Annotated in this window: 22 protein-coding genes; 7 read left to right on the forward strand and 15 right to left on the reverse strand. The window is 71.8% G+C overall.

Annotated features, from left to right (window positions below; genetic code table 11):
- Nucleotides 1–42: 42 nt before the first annotated feature.
- Nucleotides 43–450 carry a VOC family protein gene (locus LV79_RS25795; protein WP_253840818.1) on the forward strand — a complete coding sequence of 136 codons (408 nt, stop codon included), beginning with the start codon at nucleotides 43–45 and terminating at the stop codon, nucleotides 448–450.
- Nucleotides 447–905, forward strand: a complete 459-nt coding sequence (locus tag LV79_RS25800) for a hypothetical protein (RefSeq protein WP_253840819.1) — start codon at nucleotides 447–449, stop codon at nucleotides 903–905. The genes LV79_RS25795 and LV79_RS25800 overlap by 4 nt, the downstream gene beginning before the upstream one ends.
- Here LV79_RS25800 and LV79_RS25805 read toward each other — a convergent pair.
- From LV79_RS25805 to LV79_RS25835, 7 genes are all read right to left on the reverse strand, one after another.
- Complete coding sequence (locus tag LV79_RS25805; protein ID WP_253840820.1) at nucleotides 875–2422, reverse strand: glycosyltransferase family 39 protein; 1548 nt, start codon at nucleotides 2420–2422, stop codon at nucleotides 875–877. The genes LV79_RS25800 and LV79_RS25805 overlap by 31 nt on opposite strands.
- Complete coding sequence (locus LV79_RS25810; RefSeq protein ID WP_253840821.1) at nucleotides 2419–3402, reverse strand: polysaccharide pyruvyl transferase family protein; 984 nt, start codon at nucleotides 3400–3402, stop codon at nucleotides 2419–2421. Before LV79_RS25810 ends, LV79_RS25805 begins: the two co-directional genes overlap by 4 nt.
- Complete coding sequence (locus LV79_RS25815) at nucleotides 3399–4163, reverse strand: phytanoyl-CoA dioxygenase family protein (RefSeq protein ID WP_253840822.1); 765 nt, start codon at nucleotides 4161–4163, stop codon at nucleotides 3399–3401. Before LV79_RS25815 ends, LV79_RS25810 begins: the two co-directional genes overlap by 4 nt.
- A 3-nt stretch (nucleotides 4164–4166) precedes the next feature.
- Nucleotides 4167–6614 carry a glycosyltransferase gene (locus LV79_RS34645; protein WP_285470491.1) on the reverse strand — a complete coding sequence of 816 codons (2448 nt, stop codon included), beginning with the start codon at nucleotides 6612–6614 and terminating at the stop codon, nucleotides 4167–4169.
- Nucleotides 6611–8017, reverse strand: coding sequence for a glycosyltransferase family 4 protein (locus tag LV79_RS25825; protein ID WP_253840823.1), 1407 nt, complete (start codon nucleotides 8015–8017; stop codon nucleotides 6611–6613). The genes LV79_RS34645 and LV79_RS25825 overlap by 4 nt, the downstream gene beginning before the upstream one ends.
- Nucleotides 8014–8793 (reverse strand): glycosyltransferase, encoded by a 780-nt coding sequence (locus LV79_RS25830; RefSeq protein WP_253840824.1) that lies wholly within the window; start codon nucleotides 8791–8793, stop codon nucleotides 8014–8016. The genes LV79_RS25825 and LV79_RS25830 overlap by 4 nt, the downstream gene beginning before the upstream one ends.
- Before the next feature lie 665 nt (nucleotides 8794–9458).
- Entirely contained in the window at nucleotides 9459–9797 is a 339-nt protein-coding gene (locus LV79_RS25835; RefSeq protein WP_253840825.1) for a histone-like nucleoid-structuring protein Lsr2, read from the reverse strand.
- A 413-nt stretch (nucleotides 9798–10210) separates the two neighbouring features.
- Between LV79_RS25835 and LV79_RS25840 the strand changes: the two genes are divergently transcribed.
- Nucleotides 10211–11218 (forward strand): D-cysteine desulfhydrase family protein, encoded by a 1008-nt coding sequence (locus tag LV79_RS25840; protein ID WP_253840826.1) that lies wholly within the window; start codon nucleotides 10211–10213, stop codon nucleotides 11216–11218.
- Between the two features lie 66 nt (nucleotides 11219–11284).
- Here the strand turns inward: LV79_RS25840 and LV79_RS25845 are convergent, their stop codons facing one another.
- On the reverse strand, nucleotides 11285–11788 hold the full coding sequence (locus LV79_RS25845; RefSeq protein WP_253840827.1) for a DUF3145 domain-containing protein: 504 nt from the start codon (nucleotides 11786–11788) through the stop codon (nucleotides 11285–11287).
- 419 nt (nucleotides 11789–12207) lie between these two features.
- Here LV79_RS25845 and LV79_RS25850 point away from each other — a divergent pair, with 419 nt between their 5' ends.
- Nucleotides 12208–13461 carry a hypothetical protein gene (locus LV79_RS25850; protein WP_253840828.1) on the forward strand — a complete coding sequence of 418 codons (1254 nt, stop codon included), beginning with the start codon at nucleotides 12208–12210 and terminating at the stop codon, nucleotides 13459–13461.
- A gap of 19 nt (nucleotides 13462–13480) precedes the next feature.
- On the forward strand, nucleotides 13481–14077 hold the full coding sequence (locus tag LV79_RS25855; protein WP_253840829.1) for a hypothetical protein: 597 nt from the start codon (nucleotides 13481–13483) through the stop codon (nucleotides 14075–14077).
- A gap of 171 nt (nucleotides 14078–14248) precedes the next feature.
- Here the strand turns inward: LV79_RS25855 and LV79_RS25860 are convergent, their stop codons facing one another.
- From LV79_RS25860 to LV79_RS25885, 6 genes are all read right to left on the reverse strand, one after another.
- Nucleotides 14249–15676 carry an acyl-CoA carboxylase subunit beta gene (locus LV79_RS25860; RefSeq protein ID WP_253840830.1) on the reverse strand — a complete coding sequence of 476 codons (1428 nt, stop codon included), beginning with the start codon at nucleotides 15674–15676 and terminating at the stop codon, nucleotides 14249–14251.
- A gap of 59 nt (nucleotides 15677–15735) precedes the next feature.
- Nucleotides 15736–16983 carry a beta-ketoacyl-[acyl-carrier-protein] synthase family protein gene (locus LV79_RS25865; protein WP_253840831.1) on the reverse strand — a complete coding sequence of 416 codons (1248 nt, stop codon included), beginning with the start codon at nucleotides 16981–16983 and terminating at the stop codon, nucleotides 15736–15738.
- Between the two features lie 104 nt (nucleotides 16984–17087).
- Entirely contained in the window at nucleotides 17088–17339 is a 252-nt protein-coding gene (locus tag LV79_RS25870) for an acyl carrier protein (protein ID WP_253840832.1), read from the reverse strand.
- Between the two features lie 74 nt (nucleotides 17340–17413).
- The gene (locus LV79_RS25875; RefSeq protein WP_253840833.1) at nucleotides 17414–18388 is read right to left on the reverse strand and encodes a beta-ketoacyl-ACP synthase III; all 975 of its coding nucleotides are present in this window, start codon (nucleotides 18386–18388) and stop codon (nucleotides 17414–17416) included.
- Nucleotides 18385–19308 (reverse strand): ACP S-malonyltransferase, encoded by a 924-nt coding sequence (locus tag LV79_RS25880; RefSeq protein WP_253840834.1) that lies wholly within the window; start codon nucleotides 19306–19308, stop codon nucleotides 18385–18387. Before LV79_RS25880 ends, LV79_RS25875 begins: the two co-directional genes overlap by 4 nt.
- Nucleotides 19309–19470: 162 nt before the next feature.
- Complete coding sequence (locus LV79_RS25885) at nucleotides 19471–20658, reverse strand: PucR family transcriptional regulator (protein WP_253840835.1); 1188 nt, start codon at nucleotides 20656–20658, stop codon at nucleotides 19471–19473.
- Nucleotides 20659–21203: 545 nt separating this feature from the next.
- On the opposite strand from LV79_RS25885, the gene LV79_RS25890 reads away from it, so the two are divergent.
- Nucleotides 21204–21824, forward strand: a complete 621-nt coding sequence (locus LV79_RS25890; RefSeq protein WP_253840836.1) for a nicotinamide mononucleotide transporter family protein — start codon at nucleotides 21204–21206, stop codon at nucleotides 21822–21824.
- Between the two features lie 54 nt (nucleotides 21825–21878).
- On the opposite strand, the gene aceE is transcribed toward LV79_RS25890, so the two are convergent.
- Nucleotides 21879–24644 (reverse strand): pyruvate dehydrogenase (acetyl-transferring), homodimeric type, encoded by a 2766-nt coding sequence (aceE, locus tag LV79_RS25895; protein ID WP_253840837.1) that lies wholly within the window; start codon nucleotides 24642–24644, stop codon nucleotides 21879–21881.
- A gap of 305 nt (nucleotides 24645–24949) precedes the next feature.
- Here aceE and LV79_RS25900 point away from each other — a divergent pair, with 305 nt between their 5' ends.
- Nucleotides 24950–25381 carry a DUF3052 domain-containing protein gene (locus LV79_RS25900; protein WP_253840838.1) on the forward strand — a complete coding sequence of 144 codons (432 nt, stop codon included), beginning with the start codon at nucleotides 24950–24952 and terminating at the stop codon, nucleotides 25379–25381.
- Nucleotides 25382–25473 lie beyond the last annotated feature (92 nt).

Genomic DNA, 25473 nt, shown 5'->3' on the forward strand with positions numbered 1-25473 from the left:
CTGCCATGCTGTGCCGGTCGGCACGCGGTGGTGGGAGGCGTCATGCGGTGGACCCTGGAAGTTGTCGTCGTGCCGGTCAGCGACGTGGAGCGGGCCAAGGAGTTCTACCGCGACCGGCTCGACTTCACCGTCGACCACGACACCCAGGCGGGGTCGGTGCGGTTCGTCCAGCTCACCCCGCCCGGCTCGGGCTGCTCGATCGTCATCGGCATGGGCTCGATGGAGCCCGGATCGCTCCAGGGCCTGCAGCTGGTGGTCAATGACGTCCGCGCGGCTCACGCGGAACTCGTCGCGCGCGGCGTCGAGGTCGGCGAGGTCCAGTACGCCTCCCGCGAGGGTGGTTTCCGGCCCGCGACCGACGACGACGACCTGAACAACTCGGGTTTCCTCTTCTTCAGCGACCCGGACGGCAACGGCTGGGCAGTGCAGCAGATCACCGCGCGGCCGTGAGACCGCTGGCCCTGTACCGGCACCCGGTCGAGCGGGTCGGTCTGCTGTGGACGTCCGCGGCGTGCCTGCTCGGCGTCGGGCTCGCGGTGCTGCTGTGGACGCCGGAGAGCGTGCTCGACAAGGTCATGTTCGTCGCGGCGGGCGTCACCACGGCCATCGCGACCGGCTACCAGGCGCTGTTCCCGTACTGCTTCGTCCGCGACGGCAAGCTCGGCATCCGGACTGTCCGCGGTCTGCGCACGGTGGAGCTGTCGGAGATCAGCGGCGTGTGGGCGCGCGACGCGCGGGCCCCGTTCGGCCGCGGGATCTACCGGTACCCGGCGATCACCGTCGGCGACAAGGTCGTCCCGCTCGACCGCGCGCACTACCGCCCGGGGTACCGCAGGCAGCGGCGGATCGAGGAGTTCCTCAGCCAGGTCGAGCCTCAAGGCGCCACCACCTCCGGGATCAGCTGACCGGCGCGCACGGCACGGTCCAGTTCGGCCTGGTCGAGTGCCCACACGACGGTGTCGCCGCCGCTGGGGCCACTCGTGCGGAACACCGGGTCCGCGTGCTTGGCCAACCACGGCAGCAGGTCGGGAGAGGCGTAGCCGTAACCGAGGCTGAGCGGGCGGCTCTGGGTGAGCACGTAGTCGGCGCGGAAGCGGTGCAGCGCACCCAGCGACGTCCACGTGCCGACGCGCAGGTTCCTGCCCTCCCCGGAGTGCAACGCGAACTGCGCTGTCGGGGTGGTCAGCCCGACCCGTGACCCGGGCGGCACCTGGGTGTCGAGGAACTCGCGCACTTGCTGGTAGCCGTTGTCGGTGACCGTGCGCGCGTGCGTCGCGAACGCCAGACCCGCGGCGAGCACGGCTGCCCCAGCGGTCACGAGCACCGGCCGCAACCGGACGGGCAGTTCGACCGCGACGATCCCCAACGCGAGCACCCCGGGCACGACGACGAAGTAACCCATCTGCTCCTCCAACGTCCCGAACGCCAAGGAGAACAGGCCGAGCAGACCCATCACGGACGCGACGAGGCCGATCAGCCTGCGGTCGGCGCGGGCCGCGCGCAGGGCCAGCACCCCGGCGGGAACGGCGAGACCGAGCAACAGGTACGACGTGCCGAACCGGCCCAGTTGACCGAGCAGGGTCTCGAGCAGGCTGGGCGCGTTCGGCGAGTTGAAGCCGCTGACCTGGTCCAGGCCCGCCATCCGCCGCAGCCCGCCGATCTTGTGCGTCCACCAGTCCGGCAGACGCCCGGCGACCGCGAGCGCGACGACGTAACCGAGGTACGGGACCACCGCCGCACCGAGGACGCGCAGGGCTGTTGCGCGCGGAAGGGTCTGCTTCCACAACGTGGCCAGGATGACGGGCAGCAGGGCCGGGACAGCGGACACGTCCTTGGCCAGGACTGCCAGTCCCAGCAGGAGGCCGCCGACGTAGACCAGCGGTTTGCGCCTCTCCACGCCCACCAGCAGACACAGCCAACCCGCGAGGATCAGCGCGAACGCCGGGGTCTCCAGCATCACGCGGCTGTCGTTGCGGAGCACGAACGGGTCAGCCGCGAGGACCGTGGCACCGATGATCGCGACCACCGGCTTGGTCGTGCGGAGCAACAGCACGTACGCCAACGCCACCACCACAGCGCCGAGCACCGCGTTGACCCAACGGAGTTGGAACACCAGCGTGGTCGGGTCGGGGGGGAGTCCGAAGAGGTCGGTGATGGCGCCGTTGAGCCAAAACGTGAGCGGCGGGTGCAGGTAGAACCCCTCATCCGCGAGGTTGGGCCACTCGCCGCGACTGACCGAGAGCGCCAGCCGCGAGTACGTGACCTCGTCGATGAACAGCTCGTTCGCCGTGGCCAGACCCCACAGCCGCAGCAGCAGCGCCAGCGAGACCACCGCCGCCCCGGCCAGGACCAGCTTGTTCCGGGCAACCAGCTTGTTCCGGGCAACCAGCTTGTTCCGGGCTGCCTGCTTGTTCCGGGTCACCTGGCGACCACCACCGTGCTGTCCACCCAGTCCGCCGCCGAGCCGAGGACGGTGCCGCCGTGCTCGGTCAGGAACGCCTTGGACTTCTCCTCCCAGTCGAACCCGGCGAACGGCACCCCCATGCCCGCCGCGAACACCAAGGCGTGCAACCGAAGCCCGAGCACCCCACTCGCGCGGCCGACCACTGCTTTCGCCAACGCGGGAGGCAACTGCGGCCCGATCACCGGCAAACCGAGCCCCAGGTCAGCGATCAGGGCCGCGTCACGATGCCCCAGACCCAAGCCGTAGTCGGCGTGTGTCGACAGGGCCAGCCCGGCCACCTCGCCGCCGAGGTGCCGCCACCGGTGGGCAGCCTCAAGACAGGTGTCGCGCAGTGCCGCCATGTGGTTGGCATCGGGAAGTGCCTTGAGGGACAACAAGAGCAGCGGGCTGGTCGCGTCGACACCCGCCCCCGCGAGCGCGAGTTCCGCTGTTTCGCGTGGGGCCGGCGGGAGGTCGAGTGCGAGATCCCCGACCACCGGCACCGGGACGCCCAGAGTCCGCGCGGACAGCTCATCGCGAACGGTGAGTCTGCCGAACATGGCGGCGGAGCGAAGTCTGCGCAGCACCGGCTTCGGCGTACCCGGGTAGACACCGACGGCGAGGTAGAACGTGGCCCGCCCAGCCCGATGAGTCGCCTCGACGACGGTCGGCAGCAACCGGACCAGCGGCGGCAGACCGGAGCCGAACATGCCGCCACCGACCACCAACACCGCGTCGCACCACCGCAACCCCGCCGCGAACGACACCGCCGTCATAGGCCGCGCGGCGACCCCGTGCGTCCACTCGACCAACCTCGGGTTCCTGGACAGGACACTGACCTCGGTCTCAGCGCCGAGTTCGGTGAGCGCCCTGGCCAACAGGGCCTCGTCCCCGGTGTTGCCGTTGCCGAAGTTGCCGACGACCAAGACCTTCCGCGCACCTCCGAGGTCGATGGTCACGGTGTCACCCCTTTGGTCCGCCAGGGCCTGGTTTGTCCGAAGTAGATCGCTCGGTGCAGCAGGGTGGCTGTCGGGAGGACGGTCCTGGGGTGGGTGAATTGCAGTATCCATGCGGTCCGGGTGGAGTTTCCTCGGTTGGGGTGTGCACTGTGGACGGTTTCGAAGAGGTGCAGCGCGGCGCCGCCTGCGGGTAACGGGACATCGACGGCGTCCGAGTCGGCGACGCCCACAGTGCGGAGGGCGCCGCGGCGGTCGGGGACCGGTTCGTGGGGGAGGACGCCGTTGAGGTGACTGCGGGGGACGTAGCGCATGCAGCCGTCGGCGGCGGTCACCGGACCGGTGGGGATCCAGATGGTGAGGCGCCGCTCCGGCAGGCCGGTGCGCTTGTGCACGCGGTCCTGGTGCCACACCGTCTCGAAACCGCAGCCAGGGGGTTTGCGGATGCTGTGGTCGAACCGGAACCAGGTCCCGACGCCGAGCACCTGCTTGGCCAACGCCTTGGTGCGCTGGAACACCGCCGTGCGGCGCAGCGATGGCGACAACACCGACGGGTACAGGATCTCCGGCACCTGGGTGCCGAACTCGCCGTCGGTCGCACCCAGGTCGAGCACGCTCGCGGGTGGCAGGTCACCGAAGCGGTCGAACAACCCGTCCAGGTGCGCGGCCACCTCCGCGACCTCGGCCGGGCTGAACAGGTCCGCCACCCCCAGGTAGCCGTCCGCCAGCAGCGACCGCCGTTGCCGCTCACCGATGATCCGCACGCCTCACCCCTCCTGCCAGTCCCGGACCGCCGCCCGGTACACCCGGTCCTGGTCGACGGCCAGGCGGTCCCACGAGTACGCGCGGGCGAGGTGGCGCCCGCTCCAGCCCAACCGCTCCACCCGCACCGGGTCGGTGGCCAGGTCGACCAGCGCGCGGCCGTACCCGGCGGTGTCGAACGCGGGCACCAGCACCCCGGAGGAGGCGGGCACGACCTCGCGCAGGCAGTCGATGTCGAAGGCCACCACCGGGCTCCCGCAGGCCGCCGCCTCCAGCGCGACCATGCCGAAGGTCTCGAACCGCGACGGCACCGCGACCACCCGGGCGGCGGCGTAGAGCCGGTACTTGGCCACTCCGCTGACCCAACCCAGGAACCGCACCCGGCGCTCGACACCGTGCTCCGTCGCCAAGGCCCGCAGCCGCCGCTCGTCAGGCCCGGTGCCCGCCAGCACGAGATCACCCGGCATCCGGTCGGCGTGCGCGGCGAACGCGGAGATCAGCAGGTCGAGACCCTTCTGCGCGATCTCCAAGCGCCCGACGAAAACGACGTCCTCGCCACGCGGCGCGCGCACGTCGAACGCGGCCGCGTCCACCCCGTTGGCGACAACCGAAACGTCGGCCGCCGCGTTCATCCCACGCAACCGATCGGCGATCCCGTCCGACACCGTCACCAGTTTGCGGTGCGTGCGGACACCGGCCCGCTCGACCAGGAAGAACGGCAACCGGTACTGGCGCGACTTCTCCCTGGCGTTGAGCCACTGCACCACACCGAGCGTCGGCCGCCCGGTCCACAGTGGAGCGCTGATGCTCGACACCGGCGCGAAGAAGTCCTCCACCACCAGGTCGGCGGCGTAGCGGCGGGACACGAACGGCAGCGCGAGCGCGTAGCCCGCGATCCGACCCAGGTGGGTGCGCCCGCTGCCGATGCCGACGTGCTCGTAGCGGACCCCGTCCTGGACCCGGTCGACACACCCCGGCCACCGGGTCGTCAGGACCGTGATGTCGTGGTCGCGGGCCAGCCTGCGGTTCATCTCGTGCGTGCGGACCGCGCCACCACCGGAGCCGGGCAGCGCGGGGTCCTCGAACCCCAGGTGCAGCACGCGCAGCCGGGAACCGGACGCCGCCGGTTTCGGGGACCGGGCCATCCGCAGCGAGACAAGTCCTAAAAGGATGGATGCGGCGATCCACCCGGGTGTCCACCGGCTCACCTGCCACAGGACCGTGCCGGCGACCACAGCCGTGACCAGCGAGATCAGGGGAACTGGCAGGTGCGCCGTCCTGATCAACACGCCAGCCGCGAGGAGGGCGCCGAGACAGACACCGACGGCGATTCCCCAGGTGTGCCAACCAAGAACGGTCCCCGCCGCCATGAGCCCCAGCGCAGTCCCCAGCACCCCAACGGCCCTCCGATAGGCCTCTTGGGCTTGGAGCACGGTCGCGGCCAACGTCACCAGGCCCAAGCCGAGTCCGGCCAGAGCCGTGAACGGCAGGAGCGTGGTCGCGTTCGACAGGTGCGCGGGAACGAGCCAGGACAGCACCTGCGGGGGCGCGGTCACCAGGACGGCCGTCGCGGGGAACGCGAGCCAGCCGTAGGTCGACGCCATGTCCCTTGCCACACACCGGTTCGGCAGCCGGGGGAAGGCGACCACCGCCAACGCCGCCGCGACGAACAGCGGGACCCGGCCCAACACCGCCGCCAGCTGGTAGCCCGCCGTGTCCGGCCCGACCCCGGCGATCACCGGGGCCAGCACGATGTCCGTCGCTGCGACGACACCCAGCAGCGCCTGCACCGCGCTCAACCCGGTGGTCTCGGCCCAACGCTGACGGTCCCGCACCACGCCGCGCTGCCACGACAGGTCCGACCACGCGCGTGACCCGGCCGACCGCGCCGCGAGGCCACCGGCCAACAACACCACCGACCCGACCACGAACGCCCCCAGTGCCCCGGCCGCACCGAAGCCCAACCCGACCGCAGCCGCCCCAACGCCGACACGAGTCACGACCTCCGCGACCCGCAGCGCCGCGAGCCGAGAAAACCGCTGCTCGCCTTGCAACCAGCCAACAGAGCACCCCGACAGCACAATCGCCACGACCGCCGCCGCTACTGCCGCGACCGCGTCGAACGGGGCGTACACAGCGGTCACCGCAGCCACCATGAGAGCCGCAGGCACCGACCCGAGCACGCCGACCGCCACCGCGTGCGCCATCGCCCGACGCCGTTCGACCGTCCCGGCCGGGTGAGCCCGAACCGCCTTGGCCAACGCCCACGGCACCGCCGCCGACGCCGCCGTCCCGGCCAGCAGCAACAACGTCTGGCCGGACGCGAACACCGCGTACTCCGCGCTGGGCAGCCAATGCGCCAGCACGATCCCGTACGCGTAGCTGACCAGGCTCACCACGACCGTCGCCCCCGCCACCAGAAGCCCGGCGCGCGCGAGGTCCGGTTCGCTCACGTCCGCGCGGTCGCCGGTACCGCGACGCCGGTCAGCAGGTGCTCCTCAGTCGCCAGCTCGATGCTCACCGGCTCGACGTTCCACCGCGCCAGCACGGCCTCGGCGTCGAGCTCGTCGCAGCCGTGCAACAACGCGCTCCCCAGGTCCCCGACTATCCGCACCTGGTCGGTCCACCTGCCCCGCGGCGGCGCGACGTCCAGCGGCACCCGGAACCGCACGGCCGTAGCCATGTCCGCCCGCGCCGACCGGCGTTCCCCGGCCCGCCGCCCTCCCCGCTCGATCTCACCCAGCACCACCCCGGCGAGCAGTTCCGCGCTGCGGTCCCAGGTGAACGCCGACGCCCAGTCGCGGCAGTTGTCCGACACCTCGGCCGCCGTGCCGTCGTCGGCCAGGTCGGTGAGCGCCCGCACCAGGGCGGCGGCGAGCCCGTCCGCGTCGGGCACCAGCCAGCCGGTGTGCCCGTGCCGCACGGAATCGTCGATGCCTGAGGCGGACAGCGCCAGGCACGGCACACCGAAGCGCGCCGCCTCCAGCACCGTGCAGCCCCAGCCCTCACCCTGCGAGGTGGAGGTGGTCAGCCAAGCACGCTGCATCAGCTCATTGCGCCGCTCGTCGGAAAGCCTGCCCCGGAACCGAACCACGCCCCGCAGTCCCAGCTCCCCAGCCAGCAGTTCGAGCGCCCGCCGTTGCTTGCCGTCGCCGATCACCTCGACCCGCAGGTTCGGCACTGCCGCCACGACCTCCGGGAGCGCGCGCAGCAACCGGTCGACCCGCTTGTGTGCGACCAACCTGCTCACCAGCACAACCGTCGGCTCCGGGTCACGGGGACCAGCGCGGTGCGCGGGCGCCTCGTTCCCGTTGGGCACGACGAACACCGGGCCGCGTACGCCGAGCGCCGACCGCATCTCCCGGCGGGTGGACGGCGACACCGCGACCATCGCCCGGTCCCCGTAGACCCGCCTGCTGATCGGTCCCTCCAACACCCGCCCGACCGCCGCGACCGGTTTTCCGAAGTGCGCGCCGAACTGCTCCTGGTGGACGTGGTGCACGACCTGCACCACCGCCGTCGACCGGGGCACGAACGCGGGGGCGAAGAACGGGATCCCGTTCTGGCAGTCGAGCACCGCGTCGAACAGCGAGCCGAAGCGCAGCATCGAACCGGCCGCCGCGGGGTAGAGCGAGAACTCGCCGCCGCGCCGCAACACCTGCACACCGTCGATCACGTCCCGGCTCGGCGACCCCGGTGGGCGCGCGGTCAACCAGGTGACCTTGACCCCCGCCTCGACCCACCGGCGGGCGACCTGGTGCGCGTACAACTCGGCACCACCGGCCCTCGGGTGGTGGACGTCGCGCCAGTTCAGCAGCAGCACCGACCGGCCGCGCAGTGCCTCCAGCGCCGTCACGGGCGAGCCCCCCACAGGGTCAGCGCCGCGCGGAAGGCGGGCACGCCGTCGCGCAACGGGCGCAGGGTGGACCGGTTGTCATCGCTCCAGGCGACCGGCAGTTCGACCACCGTGCCACCCTGGGCCTGCACGCCGCGCAGGAGTTCCACGTCGAAGGCGAACCCGGTGACCGCGCACCCGGCGAGGGCGTGCTGGACCGCTCGGCGCTCGAAGAACTTGAAGCCGCACTGGGTATCGGCGACACCGGGCACCATCCGCCGCGCCAGCGCCCGGAACGCGGCCCCGCCGAGCCGCCTGGCCACCGGCTGCTTGCGCAAGATCTCCGCGCCACCGGCGTAGCGGGACCCGATCACCGCCGTCGCGCCCGCCTCGAGCGCGGCGAGGGCCTCACCCAGAGCGTCGATCGGGGTGGCCAGGTCGGCGTCCACGAAACCGACGTAGCGCGCCGCGCTGGTCATCATCCCCCGGCGCACCGCGGCGCCCTTGCCCGCGATCACGCAGCCGATCACCTCGACCGGCACGCCCGTCACGGCCCGTCTCGCCACCCCGGCCGTCTTGTCCGCGCTCCCGTTGTCCACCACCACGATCCGCGACGACCACGACCGGGTCGCCAGGTACCGCGCGGTCGCCGCCAACGAGCCGTCGAGCCGCCGCGCCTCGTTGTAGGCCGGGATGACCACCTCGACGTCCACCGGTGCGCGCCTGCCCGGCCGGGTCGGGGCCGCGGCGCCGGTCGAGGGCGCGGTGCTGGTCGGGGTGAGTTGTGCCTGGGTCACGAACGGGTCCCCCCGGGATCTGGGATTCAACGCGATTCGCCGAACGCGACCATATGCCACCTTTGGGTGAATCGAAACCGGGCCGGGTGAACCCTTTGTTAAGGGCGCGCGTCCGGGGCGGTTAGAACCGCCGGTTGATCGGAGAACAGGTGAATTCCCTCACAGGGTACAACCCGACATTCTCCGGCCGTTTTCGCTGGTCAAGGCGCTGGGAGGGTGGCTGGACAGGGTGCGTCGCATTCGACCGATTCCCTACTTTCGGATGTTTTTGAATAGTGAAATCCGAAAGCCGGTCGCAATAGCGGGGCGGCGCGAGGGTCGATACGATGCGCGCTTTCGCGGCGTACTGGGCCAAACGTGGACCGGGCGGAGATCAGACCCGGCTGCTCTTGTTCGCCGGATGTCCGCGGTCATCGAGCGCTTGGCTGGACGAGGACGGTGCGCGCGGGGGAGTGGTCACCGCCGCGCTGGGCGCCTGTCGTCGGAAGTTGTCAGTGGTGGGTGGTTCGGCCGCCTGCACGACCGGGTCGCGGGCGCCCCGATCGCCCCGCACCCGGTGTGCGCCACGGCTCACCCGGTCCCGGCCCGCCCCTCGCGACCCTGGCGGCCTGCCTGCCCGTGGCGGGATTGTCGGGCAGGCGGCGGCGCCGGGACCGCTCGCGACCTCAGGAGGTGCCGTGGGCTTCCTGGAACTTGGTCACCAGCGCCTGCGGGATCCGGCCGCGCTCGGCGATGTTCTCCCCCTGGGAGCGCGCCCATTCCCGAATGGCCTGGTTGTCCAAGCGGGCCGGGCCGAAGCGGCGCGCGGTGCCGTTGCGCGCCTTGCGGCCATCGGTGCGCCGCGCGTGCCCGACGTACTGGGCGAGGGAATCTCGCAGTCGGGCGGCGTTCTCTCTCGAGAGGTCGATCAGGAACTCCACGCCGTCGATGGCGAAGGCGACGGTCTCGTCTGCCCGGCCGCCGTCGATGTCGTCGACGAGTTCCACAACGGTCTTCTGCGCCACGGTTTCCTCCGCGTGATGAGAGTTCGTTTCCCGGCCCGGTCCGGCGGCTTTATCCATCGCCGGTCCCGGCCGCGGTCCGGGTATTGCTGAACCGATCGGGGGAAGCGTATCGGTAGCCCGGTCGCGGAACCAGCCAGCGCCCCGGGGCGGCGGTCCCTTTATTAGTACCCCATCGGGGGTACCCGGTCCACCAGCGAGAAAGCGACGTGCCCGGTTGGTCCGAACCGGGACTGACGGCCCCAGTTCCGTTCCAGCGTTTCCGCAGGTCAACACCGTAAGTGGAATCGGGAGGTGTTAACCACCACCCGTTCGGCGGTAATTGCCGCCCAGGCAACATGGGTGTGCGTCAGGTATTTCCGAGCGGCCAATCCGGTCCTTCTCGCTTGGTGGCCCGCCGGCGTTACAGTTCGGTCATGGCGCATGACCTGATGACGTTCCCCCGGCTGCCGCTGGGGCATTGGCCGACCCCGCTCGACGACTGCCCGAGGCTGGCGGGCGCACTCGGTCTGCACCGCGTGCTGGTGAAGCGCGACGACGTCAGTGGATTGGGGGTGGGTGGCAACAAGCTGCGAAAACTGGAGTTCCTGCTCGGCGCCGCGGTGGCCGACGGGGTTCGCCAAGTGATCACATTCGGCGCCTTGCAGACCAACCACGGCAGGCAGACCGCCGCCGCCTGCGCGCGCCTGGGACTGCGGTGTGATCTTGTGCTGACCCGCGATGTCCCGCGATCGGGCGAGGCTTATGAGCGCTCCGGCAACATGGCCCTGCACCGTGTCTTCGGCGCGAACATCCACCTGCGCGCCGATGAACACGAGGTTGCGCAGACGGTTCGCGAGCTGACCGCCGAGGCCGCCCAACAAGGCAGGCCGGTCGCCACGATCCCGGTCGGCGGCTCGAACGCGACCGGCGTCCTCGGTTATGTCGCCGCGACCGCCGAATTGCTCGACCAACTAGGCACGGCAGGGATCACCCCGGACCGAGTCGTGGTCCCGGTCGGCAGTGCGGGCACGGCGGCGGGCGTCGCCCTCGGCCTCGACGGCCACCCGGCCCGCCTCGACGCCGCCTGCGTGTCGCGCACGGCCACCGAGTCCCGCGCCAACATCACCCGGCTCGCGACAGAGGCCGCGGAGCTGCTCGGGGCACCGGCGCCCGCGTTGCGCACGCTGCACGTCGACGACCGCGCGGTCGGTCCCGGCTACGGCATCCCCACGCCGCAGGTCTGGGAAGCGCTGACCCTGTTCGCCCGCACCGAGGGCATCACGCTGGACCCGGTCTACACCGGGAAAGCCGCCGCGTACTTGGCCGCGGCGGCCCGCTCCGGGGAGATCGGCGCCGACGAGACCGTCGTCTTCCTGCACACCGGCGGCCTGCCCGGCCTGTTCGCCTACGTGCCGGAGCTCACCGCCGAGTTCGGCGTGTGAGGATTCCGCGTCGGACGGGTCCGGTGCGCGACAGGGCCAGGCTGGACGGGATCAGTGCTGGGCGGGTCAGCCGACGCGGTGCAGCCAGGTGACCGGGGCACCGTCACCGGCGCGGCGGTAGGGCTCGAGCGCCTCGTCCCACGAGGCGCCGAGCAGCTCGTCGACCTTGAACGCGAAGGACTCGCCACCCCGGGCGGACGCGGCGATGGCGCGCAGCTGGTTCTCGTCGACGACGATGTCCCCGCTGGCGCTGGTGCGCGCCCGCCACAGGCCCAGGGTGGGCGCGTAGCAGTACCGCTCGCCGTCCATGCCGGAACTCGGTTCCTCGGTGACCTCGAACCGGGTCATCGGCCACGCGCGCAACGCGGCGGCCAACTTCGACCCGGTGCCCTGCTCGCCCGTCCACGCGCACTCGGCGCGCAACGAACCGGGGGCGGCTGGTTGCGCTGTCCAGCGCAACTCGGCGCGCACCCCGAGGGTGCCCGAGATCGCCCACTCGACATGCGGACAGACCGCAGCCGGCGACGAGTGGACGTACACCACACCTTGGGTGTTGCCACGGGTGCTCACTGCTGACCTCCGCTGCTCGACGAGGATCGTCTTCCCCTACGTCCTGCGCCGGAACGGGTGTCTGCTGACCACACGCGGTATTCCCGGCGCCATTGTGCCCTGCCACCGGACACTTTGGCCACACGAACCCCGAAAACACCCCGAGCCCCACCAATTGCGCCCGAAATGCGGGCACGACTCGGCCGGGGTGGTGGATTCCCGCCCCACCGCCCCCGAGCCGATCTTCTCCAGAAGACGCGCGGGCCCGGGGTGAGTTGCCTGGGTTGTGATCTTTTCCCCGCGATCGGGCTACCCCGTCCCGGTGATCACGCGCGGGTGCCCGCCACATGCGGCCATCTCGTCACTCGGTCGTGTGGTGCTCCCGCTAGCGTGTCATGCCATGGTGGGAATCCCACCAACTCACGCCGGAGGTGACGACCGTGCGCTTGGTCCGCGTCGGTGAGACGACGTCCGAGGTGGGCCGGGACGTGCGGGCCGCACTGACCTCGTGGGGCCGCGGCGACGCGGTGGCGGGCGGGATCGCCCTGCTCGGCGTGCGAATCCCCGGGTTCGGCTCCGCGGTCGAGGCCGTCGTGCTCTTACCCCGCGGCGTGCTCGTGGTGCTCGGCGTCGACCTGCCGGACCCGGCGCTGCGCCTGGAGGCGCCGCTGGAGGACCGCTGGAAGGTCGACGGGTGGCCGATCAGCAGGCCGGAGGGGCCGGTGAACCCCGCCGCCAACGCGCTCGGCGCCACCGCGGCGGTCGCGGCCCTTGTCCGCGAAAAACAACCGCGCCCACTTCCGGTGTGCACCGTTGTCGCGGTCGGTCCCTATGTGTCGCGGGTCGATCAGCCAGTTGCGGATAAAGACCGAGGCGTGCGGATTCTGCACCCGGAACCAATGACACTGCTCGCGGTCGCGCGGGAACTCGCTGTGCACACCCGGCCGTGCCCGATCGATGAACTCCGCCGGGTCTTGGCGGTCCTGGAACCCGGGTCGACGCTCACCGACGAGGACCTCTCCGCCGAGGGGTTCCCCGACGGCCTGTCCCCGGAGGCGGCCGCCGAGCGGACCACGATCCTGCCGCTGACCGCGCTGCGCCGGGCCGAGGAGCCGCGCAAGCCCAAGCGGGTGCGCTGGTGGCCGGTCGCCGCCGCCGTGCTCGTCGCGCTGGTCCTCGTCGTGGGCATCGCCGTGGCGGTCAGCGCCGACAACTCCACCTCCGGACCCGCGCGCGGCACCGGCCCCACCGCGCCCGACGCCGTCGAGTTCGCTGGCCTTGGCACCGCGTCGAGCACCGACTGCGCCGCCCACACCGACGGCGACGTGCGGGTCTGGCTGGAGCGCAACGGCTGCGCCCGGCTCATCCGCGGCCGGTTCGAGGCCACCAGCACCGGCCACCGCGCCGCCGTGCTCGTCGGCGTCCTGCGGTTCACCGGCAGCACCTCCGCCGCCGAGCTCAAGTCCGTGCTCGACCGCCCCGGCGGCGGGACCGTGCTCGACCAGGCCGCGGAGGGCGTGGCGTGGCCGGGCGGCGCCGCACCGCAGTTCCCGGCGGCGCTGCGCGCGGCCGGGCGCGAGGGCAACAGCGTCAAACTCGTCCAGGTCGTCTGGCTCGACCAGCCCTCCACCCAGGACGACCCGGTGCTGCACGAGATCGCGGGCCGCGCGATGCGCATCACGTTGGCGGGCTGACCTGTGGCAGGCTGGCGCCGTGCATCCGGCCGCTGAGCAGGAGCGCCAACGGTGGCTGCTCCCGGTGATCCTCGTCGCCGTGGTCGTCGCCGCCGCGGCCGCCATGGTCGCCAGGGAGCTCTACGCCACGGTCGCGGTCGAGCGCCAGGCCCAACCCGCGCCGATCCTGCCCAGCGCGGGCACCATCCCGATCAGCGCCCAACCCGGCCCCCGCGACGTCCGCGCCACCCAGGACGCCACCGGCCACCCGCTGTACGAGACGGTCCGCCAGCTCCTGCAGACCTACTTCGACGCCATCAACGGCAAGAACTACGCCCGCTGGAAGACGACGGTCACCGACGCCCGCGTCAAGGACATGCCCGAGGACACCTGGCGCGCCGCCTACCGCACCACCCAGGACGGCAGCATCGTCGTCTACCGCATCGAAACGGGCCCCGTCAGCAGCGCCCGAGTCCTGCTGACCTTCGTCAGCAAACAAGACCCCGCCGACGCCCCCCTCGAACTCCCCGCCGAGTGCATCCGCTGGAACGTCATCTTCCCCCTAGCCGACGTCGAAGGCGAATGGCGCATAGACGCAGGCCCCACCGGCGCCTCCCCCCAACACGACCGCTGCTAACCCCGCGCTCCGGAATGCCCTTCTGGCGGCCCTCTTATGCCCGCTGACCGCGGCTGCCCTACTTGCGGCTCACCGCGCAAACGGCCTCTTGCCGACCAGCGCGGAACACGGCGGAAACACGAGTCCCGACCAAGCGCGACCGAAGAATGGCGCCCCATCACCGGGCAAGATTCAGAGCGGGATGTTGCCGTGCGAGCCCCGACCTCCAGGTGCGGCGGCCAAGGCCGCTGTGAGTCGGCGGCGGGTGTGGCGGGGGTCGATCACCTCGTCCACCACGCCGATTGCCAGGGCGCGGTCCACTCCGCCTGCGACGCGTGAGTGTTCGGCGGCCAGGTGCTCGTGCAGTGACTCCCGTTCCTCCGGCGGCGCCGCGGCCAGTTGCTTGCGGTTGAGGATGCCCACGGCTGCCTTCGCGCCCATTACGGCCACCTCTGCCTCCGGCCATGCGAACACCGCCGTCGCCCCCAGCGAGCGCGAGTTCATCGCGACGTAAGCGCCCCCATAGGACTTGCGGGTCACGAGTGTCACGCGCGGCACCACGGCCTCCGCGAAGGCGTGCAGCAGTTTCGCCCCGCGGCGCACGACGCCCTCCCACTCCTGGGCGACGCCAGGCAGGTAGCCGGGGACGTCGACCAGTACCACCAGCGGCACCCCGAAGCTGTCGCACAGCCGCACGAACCGGGAGGCCTTCTCGGCCGACAGCGAGTCCAGACAGCCGCCCTTGCGCAGTGGGTTGTTCGCCACGACGCCGACCGTGTGGCCTGCGAGTCGGCCCAGGCCGATCACGATGTTGGGTGCCCAGCGGGCCTGGAGTTCCTCGAACTCGTCGACGTCGAGGATCGCGCGCACCAGGGGCTTGACGTCGTAGGCGCGGTTGGCGCGCTCGGGCAGCAGGTCGCGCAGCGGTTGTTCGTCGCGCGCCGCGTGCGGGTCGAACGCGCCGGGTTCGGCGAGCAGGCGGGTGATCCGCCGGGCTCGCCGGTACGCGTCGGGTTCGTCGGCGGCGACCACGTGCACCACGCCGGACTTGCGGCCGTGCGCCTCCGCGCCGCCGAGGCCCTCTTGGTCGATCTGCTCGCCGGTGACGCTGCGCACCACGTCCGGGCCGGTCACGAACACCCGGCCTGCGGGGGACATGATCACCACGTCGGTCAGCGCGGGACCGTAGGCGGCACCACCGGCCGCCGGACCGACCACCACGCTGATCTGCGGCACCCGGCCGGACGCCCGGACCATCGCGGCGAAGACCGTGCCCACCGCGTCGAGCGACTCCACGCCCTCGGCCAACCGGGCGCCGCCGCAGTGCCACACGCCGATCACCGGGCAGCCCTCGCGCACCGCCGTGTCGATCGCGGCGACGATACCCGCGCAGCCCGCCGCTCCCAGCGCGCCGCCCATCCGGGTCGCATCGGTGCAGTACGCGACGACCCGCACCCCGTCGACGCGGCCGCGCACCGCGAACACGCCACTGGCGTCCTCCGGGCGCAACGGCGACATCGATTCCTCGTCGAGCAGCGACGCGAGGCGCACCCGCGGGGTCCGCGGGTGCGCCTCGCGCTCGCTGTCCGGGCCTGGCGCCAGCGTGACCAGGGCGGTCATCTGATCCGAACTCCTCTGTCCCTAGCCCCCTCTGGCTTGAGACCCGCCGAGCCCTGCGGTCAGGCGGCGGTGAACAGCACGGCCACGTTGTGGCCGCCGAAGCCGAACGAGTTGTTGATCGCCGCCGCCAGCTCGACCTTGCGCGGCTGCCCGGTGACCACGTCCAGCCCGACCTTCTGGTCGAGGTTCTCCAGGTTCCTGGTCGCCGGGATGGTGCCGTAGTAGATCGACAGCAGCGTCACGATGCTCTCCACCGCGCCCGCCCCGCCGACCAGGTGGCCGATCGAGGCCTTCGGCGCGGTCACCACGACGTGCTCGCCGAGCGCCTTGCGGATCGCCGCCGCCTCGCCGATGTCGCCGACCACCGTGGAGGTGGCGTGTGCGTTGACGTGCGCGATGTCGCCGGGGGTGAGCCCGGCCATGCGCACCGCGTTGGTCATCGCCGCGATCTGGCCGATGCCCTCCGGGTGGTTGCCGGTGATGTGGTGCGCGTCGGAGGTCATGCCGTACCCGGAGACCTTGGCGTACACCCGGGCACCGCGGGCGGCGGCGTGGTCGGCGCGCTCGAGCACGACCACCCCGGCCCCCTCGCCGAGCACGAACCCGTCCCGGTCGACGTCGAAGGGGCGCGAGGCCCGCTCCGGCGCGTCGTTGCGGGTGCTCAGCGTCCGCGACTGGCAGAAGCCCGCCACGGTGATCGGGTGGATGCACGCCTCGGCGCCCCCGGCGATCACCACGTCCGCCCGGCCGTTCTGGATCATCTGCCAGGCGTTGGCGATGCCCTCCGCGCCCGACGCGCAGGCCGAGGCGACGGTGTGCACGCCCGCGCGGGCCCGCATCTCGATGCCCACGTGCGCGGCCGGGCCGTTGGGCATCAGCATCGGCACCGTCAGCGGCGAGACCTTGCGCAGACCGTGCTCCTCCAGGATGTCGTCCTGGTCGAGCAGGGTCACCGGGCCGCCGATGCCGGTGCCGATGCTGACCGCGAGCCGATCCGGGTCGACCGGTTCGTGCTCGTCGGTCGGGATGGCGAACCCGGCGTCCGCCCAGGCCTCCCTGGCGGCGATGACCGCGATCTGCTCGCACCGGTCCAACCTGCGGGCCTGCACCCGCGGCAGCACCGAGGTCGGCTCGACGGCCAGCGTGGCGGCGAGCTTGGCAGGCAGGTCGAACCGCTCGACCCACGGTGCCGTGTTGACCCTGACGCCGTTGCGACCGGCGAGCAGGGCATCCCAGGTGGACGAGACGTCACCGCCGAGCGGCGTGGTGGCGCCCAGCCCGGTGACGACGACATCGACGTTGCTCATCGGGGTTCCTTCGCGAGCGGGATGGGGGAACTCGCCTGCCTCGGCAGGCACGAACGGGGGGAGGTCGGGTGGAGCCGGGGGTGGTGCGCGGTGGTGCCGGGGTCTCAGACGTGCTTGGAGACGTAGTTCACGGCGTCGCCGACGGTCTTGAGGTTCGCCAGCTCGTCGTCCGGGATCTTCACGCCGAACCGGTCCTCGGCCTGCACCGCGATCTCCACCATCGACAGCGAGTCGATGTCCAGGTCGTCCACGAAGGACTTGTCCGCGGTCACGTCGTCGGTCGCGACCCCCGCGACCTCCTCGACGATCTCGGCGAGTCCATCGAGGATCTCGGCGTCGCTGGGCTTCTCCGACATGCCAGGTGTCCTTCCGTAGTGATTTCCGACCCCGCCGGGTACGACACCCGGTGGGGGAGTTGCGGCTGCCCCGGTCAGGGGCAGATGACGACCTGCCCGGCGTAGGACAGGCCCGCGCCGAAGCCGACCAGCAGCGCCACGTCGCCCGGCTTGATCCGGCCAGCGGCGCGCATGTGGTCCATGGCCAGCGGGATCGACGCCGACGAGGTGTTGCCGGAGCGCACGATGTCGTCGGCGACGACCATGTCCTCCCTGGCGCCGTTGGCGCGCAGCTTCTTGGCGATCGACTCGACGATGCGCAGGTTCGCCTGGTGCGGGATGAGCACGTCGACCTGCTCCGGGGCCACGCCCGCGGCCTCCAGGGCGCGCAGCGCGATCGGCGCGATCTTGGTGGTGGCCCAGCGGAACACCGACTGGCCCTCCTGGAAGATCCACCGGTCGTCGCGCGTGCCGATCATGTCGACCAGGTCGCCCGCGCTGCCCCAGACGACGGGCCCGATGCCCGCCTCCTCCGACGGACCGACCACCGCGGCGCCCGCGCCGTCGGCGAAGATGATCGCGTTGGCCCGGTCGGTCGGGTCGACCCAGTCGGTCAGCTTCTCGGCGCCGATCACCAGCACCCGCTTGGCCGACCCGGAGCGGACCAGGTCCGAGGCGGTGCCCAGCGCGTAGCAGAAGCCCGCGCAGGCGGCGTTGAGGTCGAACGCGCCTGCGGCCTTGACGCCGATCCGGTCGGCGACCTGGGCGGCGCCGTTGGGGATGGGCGCGGGCATGGTGCAGTTGGCCAGGATCACGGTGTCGACGTCGGTCGGCGCCAGGCCCGCGTCGGCCAGCGCCTTGGACCCGGCGATGACCGCCATGTCCACCAGCTTCTGCTCCGGGGCGGCGAAGCGGCGCTCGATGATGCCGACCCGCTCCCTGATCCACGCGTCGTTGGTGTCGAGGTGCTGGGACAGCTCGTCGTTGGTGACGATCCGCTCCGGCTGGAACGAGCCGACCCCGAGGATGCGGGTGGCGGTGGCCGCGGTGGCCAGGCGTAGCTCGGTCACGCGGCACCCCCGACCAGCTCGAGCACCGCGTCCAGGTCGTCCGGGGTCTTGAGCGCCACGGTCGGCACCCCCTTCAGCTCGCGCTTGGCCAGGCCCACCAGGGCACCGGCGGGTGGGAACTCCACGATCGCACCGACCCCGCGCTCGGCCAGGGTCGCCTGGCAGCGGTCCCACCGCACCGGGCTGGTGACCTGCGCCACCAGCCGCTCGAGCACCTCGGCACCGGAGGTGACCACGGCGCCGTCGGCGTTCGACAGCAGCGCGCGGGTCGGGTCGGCCGGGGTGGCCAGGGTCGCGGCGTGCTCGCGCAGCGCCTCCTGGGCCGGGGCCATGAAGTGGGTGTGGAAGGCGCCCGCGACCTTGAGCGTGATGGCCTTGGCGCCCTGCGGCGGCTCGGCGGCCAGCTTCTCCAGCGCCGCCTTGCTGCCCGCGGCCACGATCTGGCCCGCGCCGTTGCGGTTGGCCGCGACCAGGCCCAGCTCGTCGAGGCGGGCCAGGATGCCCTCCTCGGTGCCGCGCACCAGCGCCGCCATCCCGGTCGGCTCCAGCTCGCAGGCGGCGGCCATCTCCCGGCCGCGCACCGCGGCGAGCGCGAGCGCGTCCTCGGCGCTGAGCACGCCCGCGATGGCCGCGGCGGCGAACTCGCCGATCGAGTGGCCCGCGATGACGGCGTCGGCGGGCAGCTCGACCCGGCGGGCCAGCTCCTCGGCGGCCAGCAGCGTGGCCGCGACGATCAGCGGCTGGGTGATCGCGGTGTCCTTGATCTCGTCGGCCTCGGCGGTGGTGCCCAGCCTGGCCAGGTCGAGCCCGACCAGCTCGGACCAGCCCGCTACCCGCTCGGCGGCACCGGGCAGCTCCAGCCAGGACGACAGCATGCCGGGGGCCTGGGAACCCTGCCCGGGTGCGAGTAGTGCGATCACGTCGTCCAGCCAACACTGCGTCGGCCGTTCGGCTGCATGCCGCCGCTCACCAAGTCGGGGACCCGTGTTTGTGGAGACCCTCCAAATGTCACCACGCTATTACCACTCGCAGCGGCCATTCGTTGTCAGTTGTCGCGCGCGACACCATGCCGTTGCCGTCCGTTACCAGAGCCCGCGCGACCGCGACAGCCTGCCGACGGCCAACGCGACCCGCAGCACGAGCGCGTCCCGGGGGTCGCCCGCGTTGCGCCCGGTGAGCTCGGCGGCCTTGCGCAGGCGGTAGCGAACGGTGTTCGGGTGCACGAACAGCTGCCGCGCGCAGGTCTCCAGCACGCCGCCCGCGGCCAGGTACGCCTCGACCGTCTCCTGCAGCGCCCCGCCCGCCTCCTCCAGCGGCCGCGCCACCCGGTCGATCAGCTGCCACTCGGCCTCCGGGTCGCCTGCCAGCGCCCGCTCCGGCAGCAGGTCCGCCGAGCGCACCGGTCGCGGCGCGTCCGGCCAGGCGACCACCGCGCGCAGGCCCGAGAGGGCGTCCGACGAGCTGCGGTGCGCCTCGGCGATGCTCGACACCGTCGGCCCCGCGACCACCGCGCCGTCGCCGAACGCCGCCGACATCTTGACCAGGACCTCCTGGTCGACGGTGTCCTCGGCCGGTCCGGCGAGCACCACGACCAGCCGGGAGCCCTGCACGCCGAGCAGCACCGGCCTGCTGACCCTGGCCGCCCGGCTGCGCACCTCGTAGACCACCGTCGGCTGGTCGTCCGACGGCGGGTTGCCGACCAGCACGGTCGCCTCCGCAGCGGGGTCCCACCCGAGGGCGGCGGCTCGCGAGAGCAACGACTCCTCGGCGTCGCCGCGCACGATCCCGTCGACGACCAGCGCCTCCAGCCGGGCGTCCCAGGCACCCCGGGACTCCGCGGCCGAGGCGTAGGACATCGCGGAGGCGAAGGCGACCTCCCGGCCGTAGCGCAGGACGGCCTCGGAGAGCACGGCCCGCTCGGCGTCGTCGGCGGCAAGTCCGGGGACGAGGTCCTCGAAGATCTGCAGGGAGACGCGCACCATCTCGACCGTTTGCCGGAGGCTTATCCACCGCGACAGGTCCCTCGGCGCGCCGCGGAAGGTGTCGGTGGTCAACCGCAGCGCCTCACGCGGGTCCCGCAGCCACGCGGTGAAACCGGCCACGCCGTTCTGCGCCACCAGCAGCACCGAGGCCCGCTGGTCCGCGGGCATCCGCCCGAACCACGCGAACTGCTCGTCCATCGCCGCGACGGCCGCGGCGGCCAGCTTCCCCGAGGCCCGCTCCACCGCCCCGAGCGTCCCCGAGGACAAGCCCGCCGACCCCGCATTCATCCCACCACTCTCGCACGCCCCCCACCCCACCCCACCGCACCCCCAACCATCCCCACCCCACAACCCATCGCACGCCCAAGCACCACCAAGCACACCGCGACGGCCGAAGGCCCAGCAAGCCCCCCACATCACGCGTGCTCGTCCCTCGCACCCCCCGATGCGACGGCCGAAGGCCAAGCGAGCCCCCCGGGTTACGTCTGCCAGGCCCATGCCCCCGCTAAGTGCTCGTCCCTCGCACTACGCGCCCCTCGCACCGTGGGGGCCTGGGGGGTCGCCCCCCAGAACCAAAAAACGCCCGATCCCCCTCCCGTGAGCGCTCTCCGCGAACACGTAAGGCGAATCGGGCGGGCCGCCCGGCATGTCGGTGCGCTCGATGCCGGGCGGCCCATCTCCCCGGTCCCCACCGGTAGTTCCACTATGGAACGTGGCGGGAGGCGATGCCAGGCGAGGCGGGGGAGTTCCCTCTTTCGTGGCATATCGCCGGGGGGAACATCGGGGGTGGGCTGGGTGTTCGGACTAGCTGTCGCCTGCGGTGAGGGGGAGTGGTGGGGGTTCTGCTGGAGAGTTCGGTGACCGTGTTCGGTCAGCGGATCGCGTTGGCGGAGTTGTTCGGGCAGTTCTTCGCGTTGGCCGTGGTGTTCCTGGCGCAGCGCCGGTCGATGCTGACCTGGCCGGTGCAGTTGGCGTCGGTGGTGCTGCTGTTCAGCGTCTACGCCTCGGCGCACCTGGGTGGGTTGGCGGTGCGGCAGGTCGTGGTCGGGGTGATCGCGGTCTACGGGTGGTGGGCGTGGGCTCGGCGGCGGGACCCGGTGTTCGGGGTGGCTGTGCGGCGCGCCACGGGCCGGGAGTTGCTGGTGACGGCGCTGGCCTTCGTGGCCGGGACCGCAGCGTTCGCGAGCGTGCTGGATGCCCTGGACGCGTCTTGGGCGCCGTGGCCGGACGCGGCGATCTTCGTCGGGACCGTGCTGGCGTTCGCGTTGCAGGCGTGGGGTTTGGTCGAGTTCTGGTTGGTGTGGCTGGTCGTCGACGCCATCGGGGTGCCGCTGCAGCTGCGCGGTGGCCTGTGGTTCAGCGCGATCGTCTACACCGTGTTCGCCGGGCTCGTGGTCCACGGCTGGATCAGCTGGTACCGCTCCGCCAAGCGCCAGGTCCCCGCGACCGTCTGACGCGAAACGGCCGGGTCACCTCCGAAGAGGGGACCCGGCCGTTGCACGCGTGGATCAGGCCGAACCGGGGTCCGAGGTCTGCGGACCGGCGGCGGACACGTCGTCGATGCGGTACCGGCGGGCGGCCTCGACCACCGTGTCGCGCGAGACCTCACCGCGGCGGGCCAGCGCGGCCAGCGTGCCGACGGTGATCGACTCGGCGTCGACCAGGAAGTGCCTGCGCGCCGCGGGCCGGGTGTCGGAGAAGCCGAACCCGTCGGTGCCCAGGGTGAGCATGTCGGTGGGCACCCACGGCCGGATCAGGTCCGGCACCGCGCTCATCCAGTCCGACACCGCCACGACCGGGCCGACGCCCTCGGACAGCACCGAGGTCACGTACGGCACGCGCGGCTCGGCCTGCGGGTGCAGCAGGTTGTGCCGCTCCACCTCGACCGCGTCGCGGCGCAGTTCCGCCCACGAGGTCGCCGACCACACCTCGGCGCCCACGCCCCACTCCTCGGCCAGCAACCGCTGCGCCTTCAGCGCGGCGGGCATCGCGACGCCCGAGACCAGGATCCGCGCGCGCGGGCCCTCGGTCGACGGCGCCTCGAGGTACCGGTAGAGGCCGCGCAGCAGGCCCTCGACGTCGAGGCCCTCCGGCTCGGCGGGCTGCTGGTAGGGCTCGTTGTAGACCGTGAGGTAGTAGAAGATGTCCTCGGCCTGCTCGCCGTACATCCGGCGCAGGCCGTCGCGCACGATGTGGGCGATCTCGAAGGACCAGGCGGCGTCGTAGGAGACCACCGCCGGGTTCGTCGCCGCCAGCAGCAGCGAGTGCCCGTCGTTGTGCTGCAGGCCCTCACCGGTCAGCGTGGTGCGGCCCGCGGTGGCACCGAGCACGAAGCCCCGCGCCATCTGGTCGGCCGCGGCCCACAGGCCGTCACCGGTGCGCTGGAAGCCGAACATCGAGTAGAAGATGTAGATCGGCACCATCGGCTCGCCGTGCGTGGCGTAGGAGGTGCCCGCGGCGGTGAACGACGCCGTCGACCCGGCCTCGTTGATGCCCTCGTGCAGGATCTGGCCCTGCTCGCTCTCCTTGTAGGACAACATCAGCGACGCGTCGACCGAGGTGTAGAGCTGGCCCTGCGGGTTGTAGATCTTCTGCGTCGGGAACATCGAGTCCATGCCGAACGTGCGCGCCTCGTCCGGGATGATCGGCACCAGCCGCGGCCCGATCTCCTTCTCCTTGGCCAGGTCGCGCACCAGCCGGACGAACGCCATCGTGGTGGCGACCTCCTGCTTGCCGGACCCGCGCTTGAGCACGTCGTAGACCTTGTCGCCGGGCAGCGTCAACGCCTTGGCCTTGGTGCGCCGCTCCGGCAGGAACCCGCCGAGCTGGCGCCGCCGCTCCTGCAGGTACTGGATCTCCGGCGCGTCCTGGCCCGGGTGGTAGTACGGCGGCAGGTACGGGTTCTTCTCCAGGTCCTCGTCGGAGATCGGGATGCGCAGGGTGTCCCGGAACGCCTTGAGGTCGTCCAGGGTCATCTTCTTCATCTGGTGCGTGGCGTTGCGCGCCTCGAAGTGCGGGCCGAGGTTGTAGCCCTTGATCGTCTTGGCCAGGATCACCGTGGGCTGGCCGACGTGCTCGGTGGCCGCCTGGTAGGCCGCGTACACCTTGCGGTAGTCGTGGCCGCCGCGCTTGAGGTTCCAGATCTCCTGGTCGGTCATCGGGGTGACCAGTTCCTTGGTCCGCGGGTCGCGGCCGAAGAAGTGCTCCCGGACGAAGGCGCCGTCGTTGGCCTTGTAGGTCTGGTAGTCGCCGTCGGGGGTGGTGTTCATCAGGTTGATCAGGGCGCCGTCGCGGTCGGCGTGCAGCAGGGTGTCCCACTCCCGGCCCCAGATGACCTTGATGACGTTCCAGCCCGCGCCGCGGAAGAACGCCTCGAGCTCCTGGATGATCTTGCCGTTGCCGCGGACCGGCCCGTCCAGCCGCTGCAGGTTGCAGTTGATCACGAAGGTGAGGTTGTCGAGCTGCTCGTTGGCCGCGACGTGCACCAGGCCGCGCGACTCCGGCTCGTCCATCTCGCCGTCACCGAGGAACGCCCATACTCGCTGGTCGGAGGTGTCCTTGATGCCGCGGTCGCGCAGGTACCGGTTGAACCGGGCCTGGTAGATGGCGTTCATCGGGCCCAGGCCCATGGAGACGGTGGGGAACTCCCAGAAGTCCGGCATCAGCCGCGGGTGCGGGTACGACGGCAGGCCACCGCCGGGACCGGCGTGCGAGAGCTCCTGGCGGAACCCGTCGAGCTGCGAGGTCGAGAGCCTGCCCTCGAGGAACGCGCGGGCGTAGATGCCGGGCGAGGCGTGGCCCTGGACGTAGATCTGGTCGCCGCCGCCGGGGTGGTTCTTGCCGCGGAAGAAGTGGTTGAAGCCCACCTCGTAGAGGGCGGCCGACGACGCGTAGGTCGAGATGTGCCCGCCGACGCCGACGCCGGGGCGCTGGGCGCGGTGCACCGTCATCGCCGCGTTCCAGCGGATCCACGCCCGGTAGCGGCGCTCCACCTCCTCGTCACCGGGGAACCAGGGCTCCTTCTCGGTGGGGATGGTGTTCACGTAGTCGGTGCTGGTCAGCGCCGGGACCCCGACGTGGCTCTCCCTGGCCCGCTCGAGCAGCCTGAGCATCAGGTAGCGCGCGCGCTGCTGCCCGCCGCCAGCCAACGCGGCGTCGAAGGACTCCAGCCATTCCGCGGTCTCCTCCGGGTCGATGTCCGGCAGGTGCGCGGCGAGGCCGTCGCGGATGACGCGAACGCGCTCGGGGGCGGGCTGGTTTTTCTGCGTGGCCAACTCGGAGCTCCAGCCTGATCAGAGGACAAGATTTCGCGCGCGCGATACCACGCGCTTGGGGGACACTCTGCCATGTTCCGCTCGCCGGGCGGCGGCGTCATCCTTACTGTTCAGTAGGACGAGCGTGGGGTTGATCGCACCGGCGGGGTGCGGACGACCCCGGGCGGCGTGTCGAACAGCGGACGGTTGCGCAGGTGGCCACTGTCAGTGTTCGCTATCGCCTAACCGAACAGGCAGAACGCGGTGGACGGCCCTGGCAGACGGGTCCGCACCCACCGCGCGAGCACATCTGGAGGAGTGACACCGTGGTGGCCGCGGGAGACGCCGGGAACGCCGACGTCGCCGACAAGCTGGGGATCGAAGCAGGCGCCGTAGTCCAGGAACTCGGCTGGGACGAGGACGTCGACGACGACCTGCGTGCCGCTGTCGAGGAGCGCATCGGCTCGGAACTGCTCGACGAGGACGCCGACGAGGTCGTCGACATCGTGCTGCTGTGGTGGCGCGAGGACGACGGGGACCTGGTCGACACCCTCATGGACGCGATCGGACCGCTCGCCGACAACGGCGTGATCTGGGTGCTGACCCCCAAGACGGGCAGGTCCGGGTACGTCGAGCCGAGCGACATCGCCGAGGCGGTGCCGACCGCGGGACTCGCCAGGACATCGAGCATCAGCGTCGGGCCGGATTGGTCGGGTACCAGGTTGGTGTCGCCCAAGTCGGCCAAGACCAAGCGCTGAGACCGTGGCCGTGGTCACCCGGGTGGTCACCCACCCGGGTGGCCTAGGCTGGTCCCGAACAGTCCCGGGCGCGTCCGCGCGCCCCAGCCACG

It is taken from the genome of Actinokineospora globicatena (assembly GCF_024171945.1).
GTDB classification, from domain to species: Bacteria; Actinomycetota; Actinomycetes; order Mycobacteriales; family Pseudonocardiaceae; genus Actinokineospora; species Actinokineospora globicatena.

Coding starts and splice junctions, on each gene's coding strand:
- LV79_RS25795 (WP_253840818.1), top strand. CDS start 43: ATGCGGTGGACCCTGGAAGTTGTCGTCGTGCCGGTCAGCGACGTGGAG.
- LV79_RS25840 (WP_253840826.1), top strand. CDS start 10,211: ATGGCGCATGACCTGATGACGTTCCCCCGGCTGCCGCTGGGGCATTGG.
- LV79_RS25860 (WP_253840830.1), bottom strand. CDS start 15,676: ATGACCGCCCTGGTCACGCTGGCGCCAGGCCCGGACAGCGAGCGCGAG.
- LV79_RS25865 (WP_253840831.1), bottom strand. CDS start 16,983: ATGAGCAACGTCGATGTCGTCGTCACCGGGCTGGGCGCCACCACGCCG.
- LV79_RS25870 (WP_253840832.1), bottom strand. CDS start 17,339: ATGTCGGAGAAGCCCAGCGACGCCGAGATCCTCGATGGACTCGCCGAG.
- LV79_RS25885 (WP_253840835.1), bottom strand. CDS start 20,658: ATGAATGCGGGGTCGGCGGGCTTGTCCTCGGGGACGCTCGGGGCGGTG.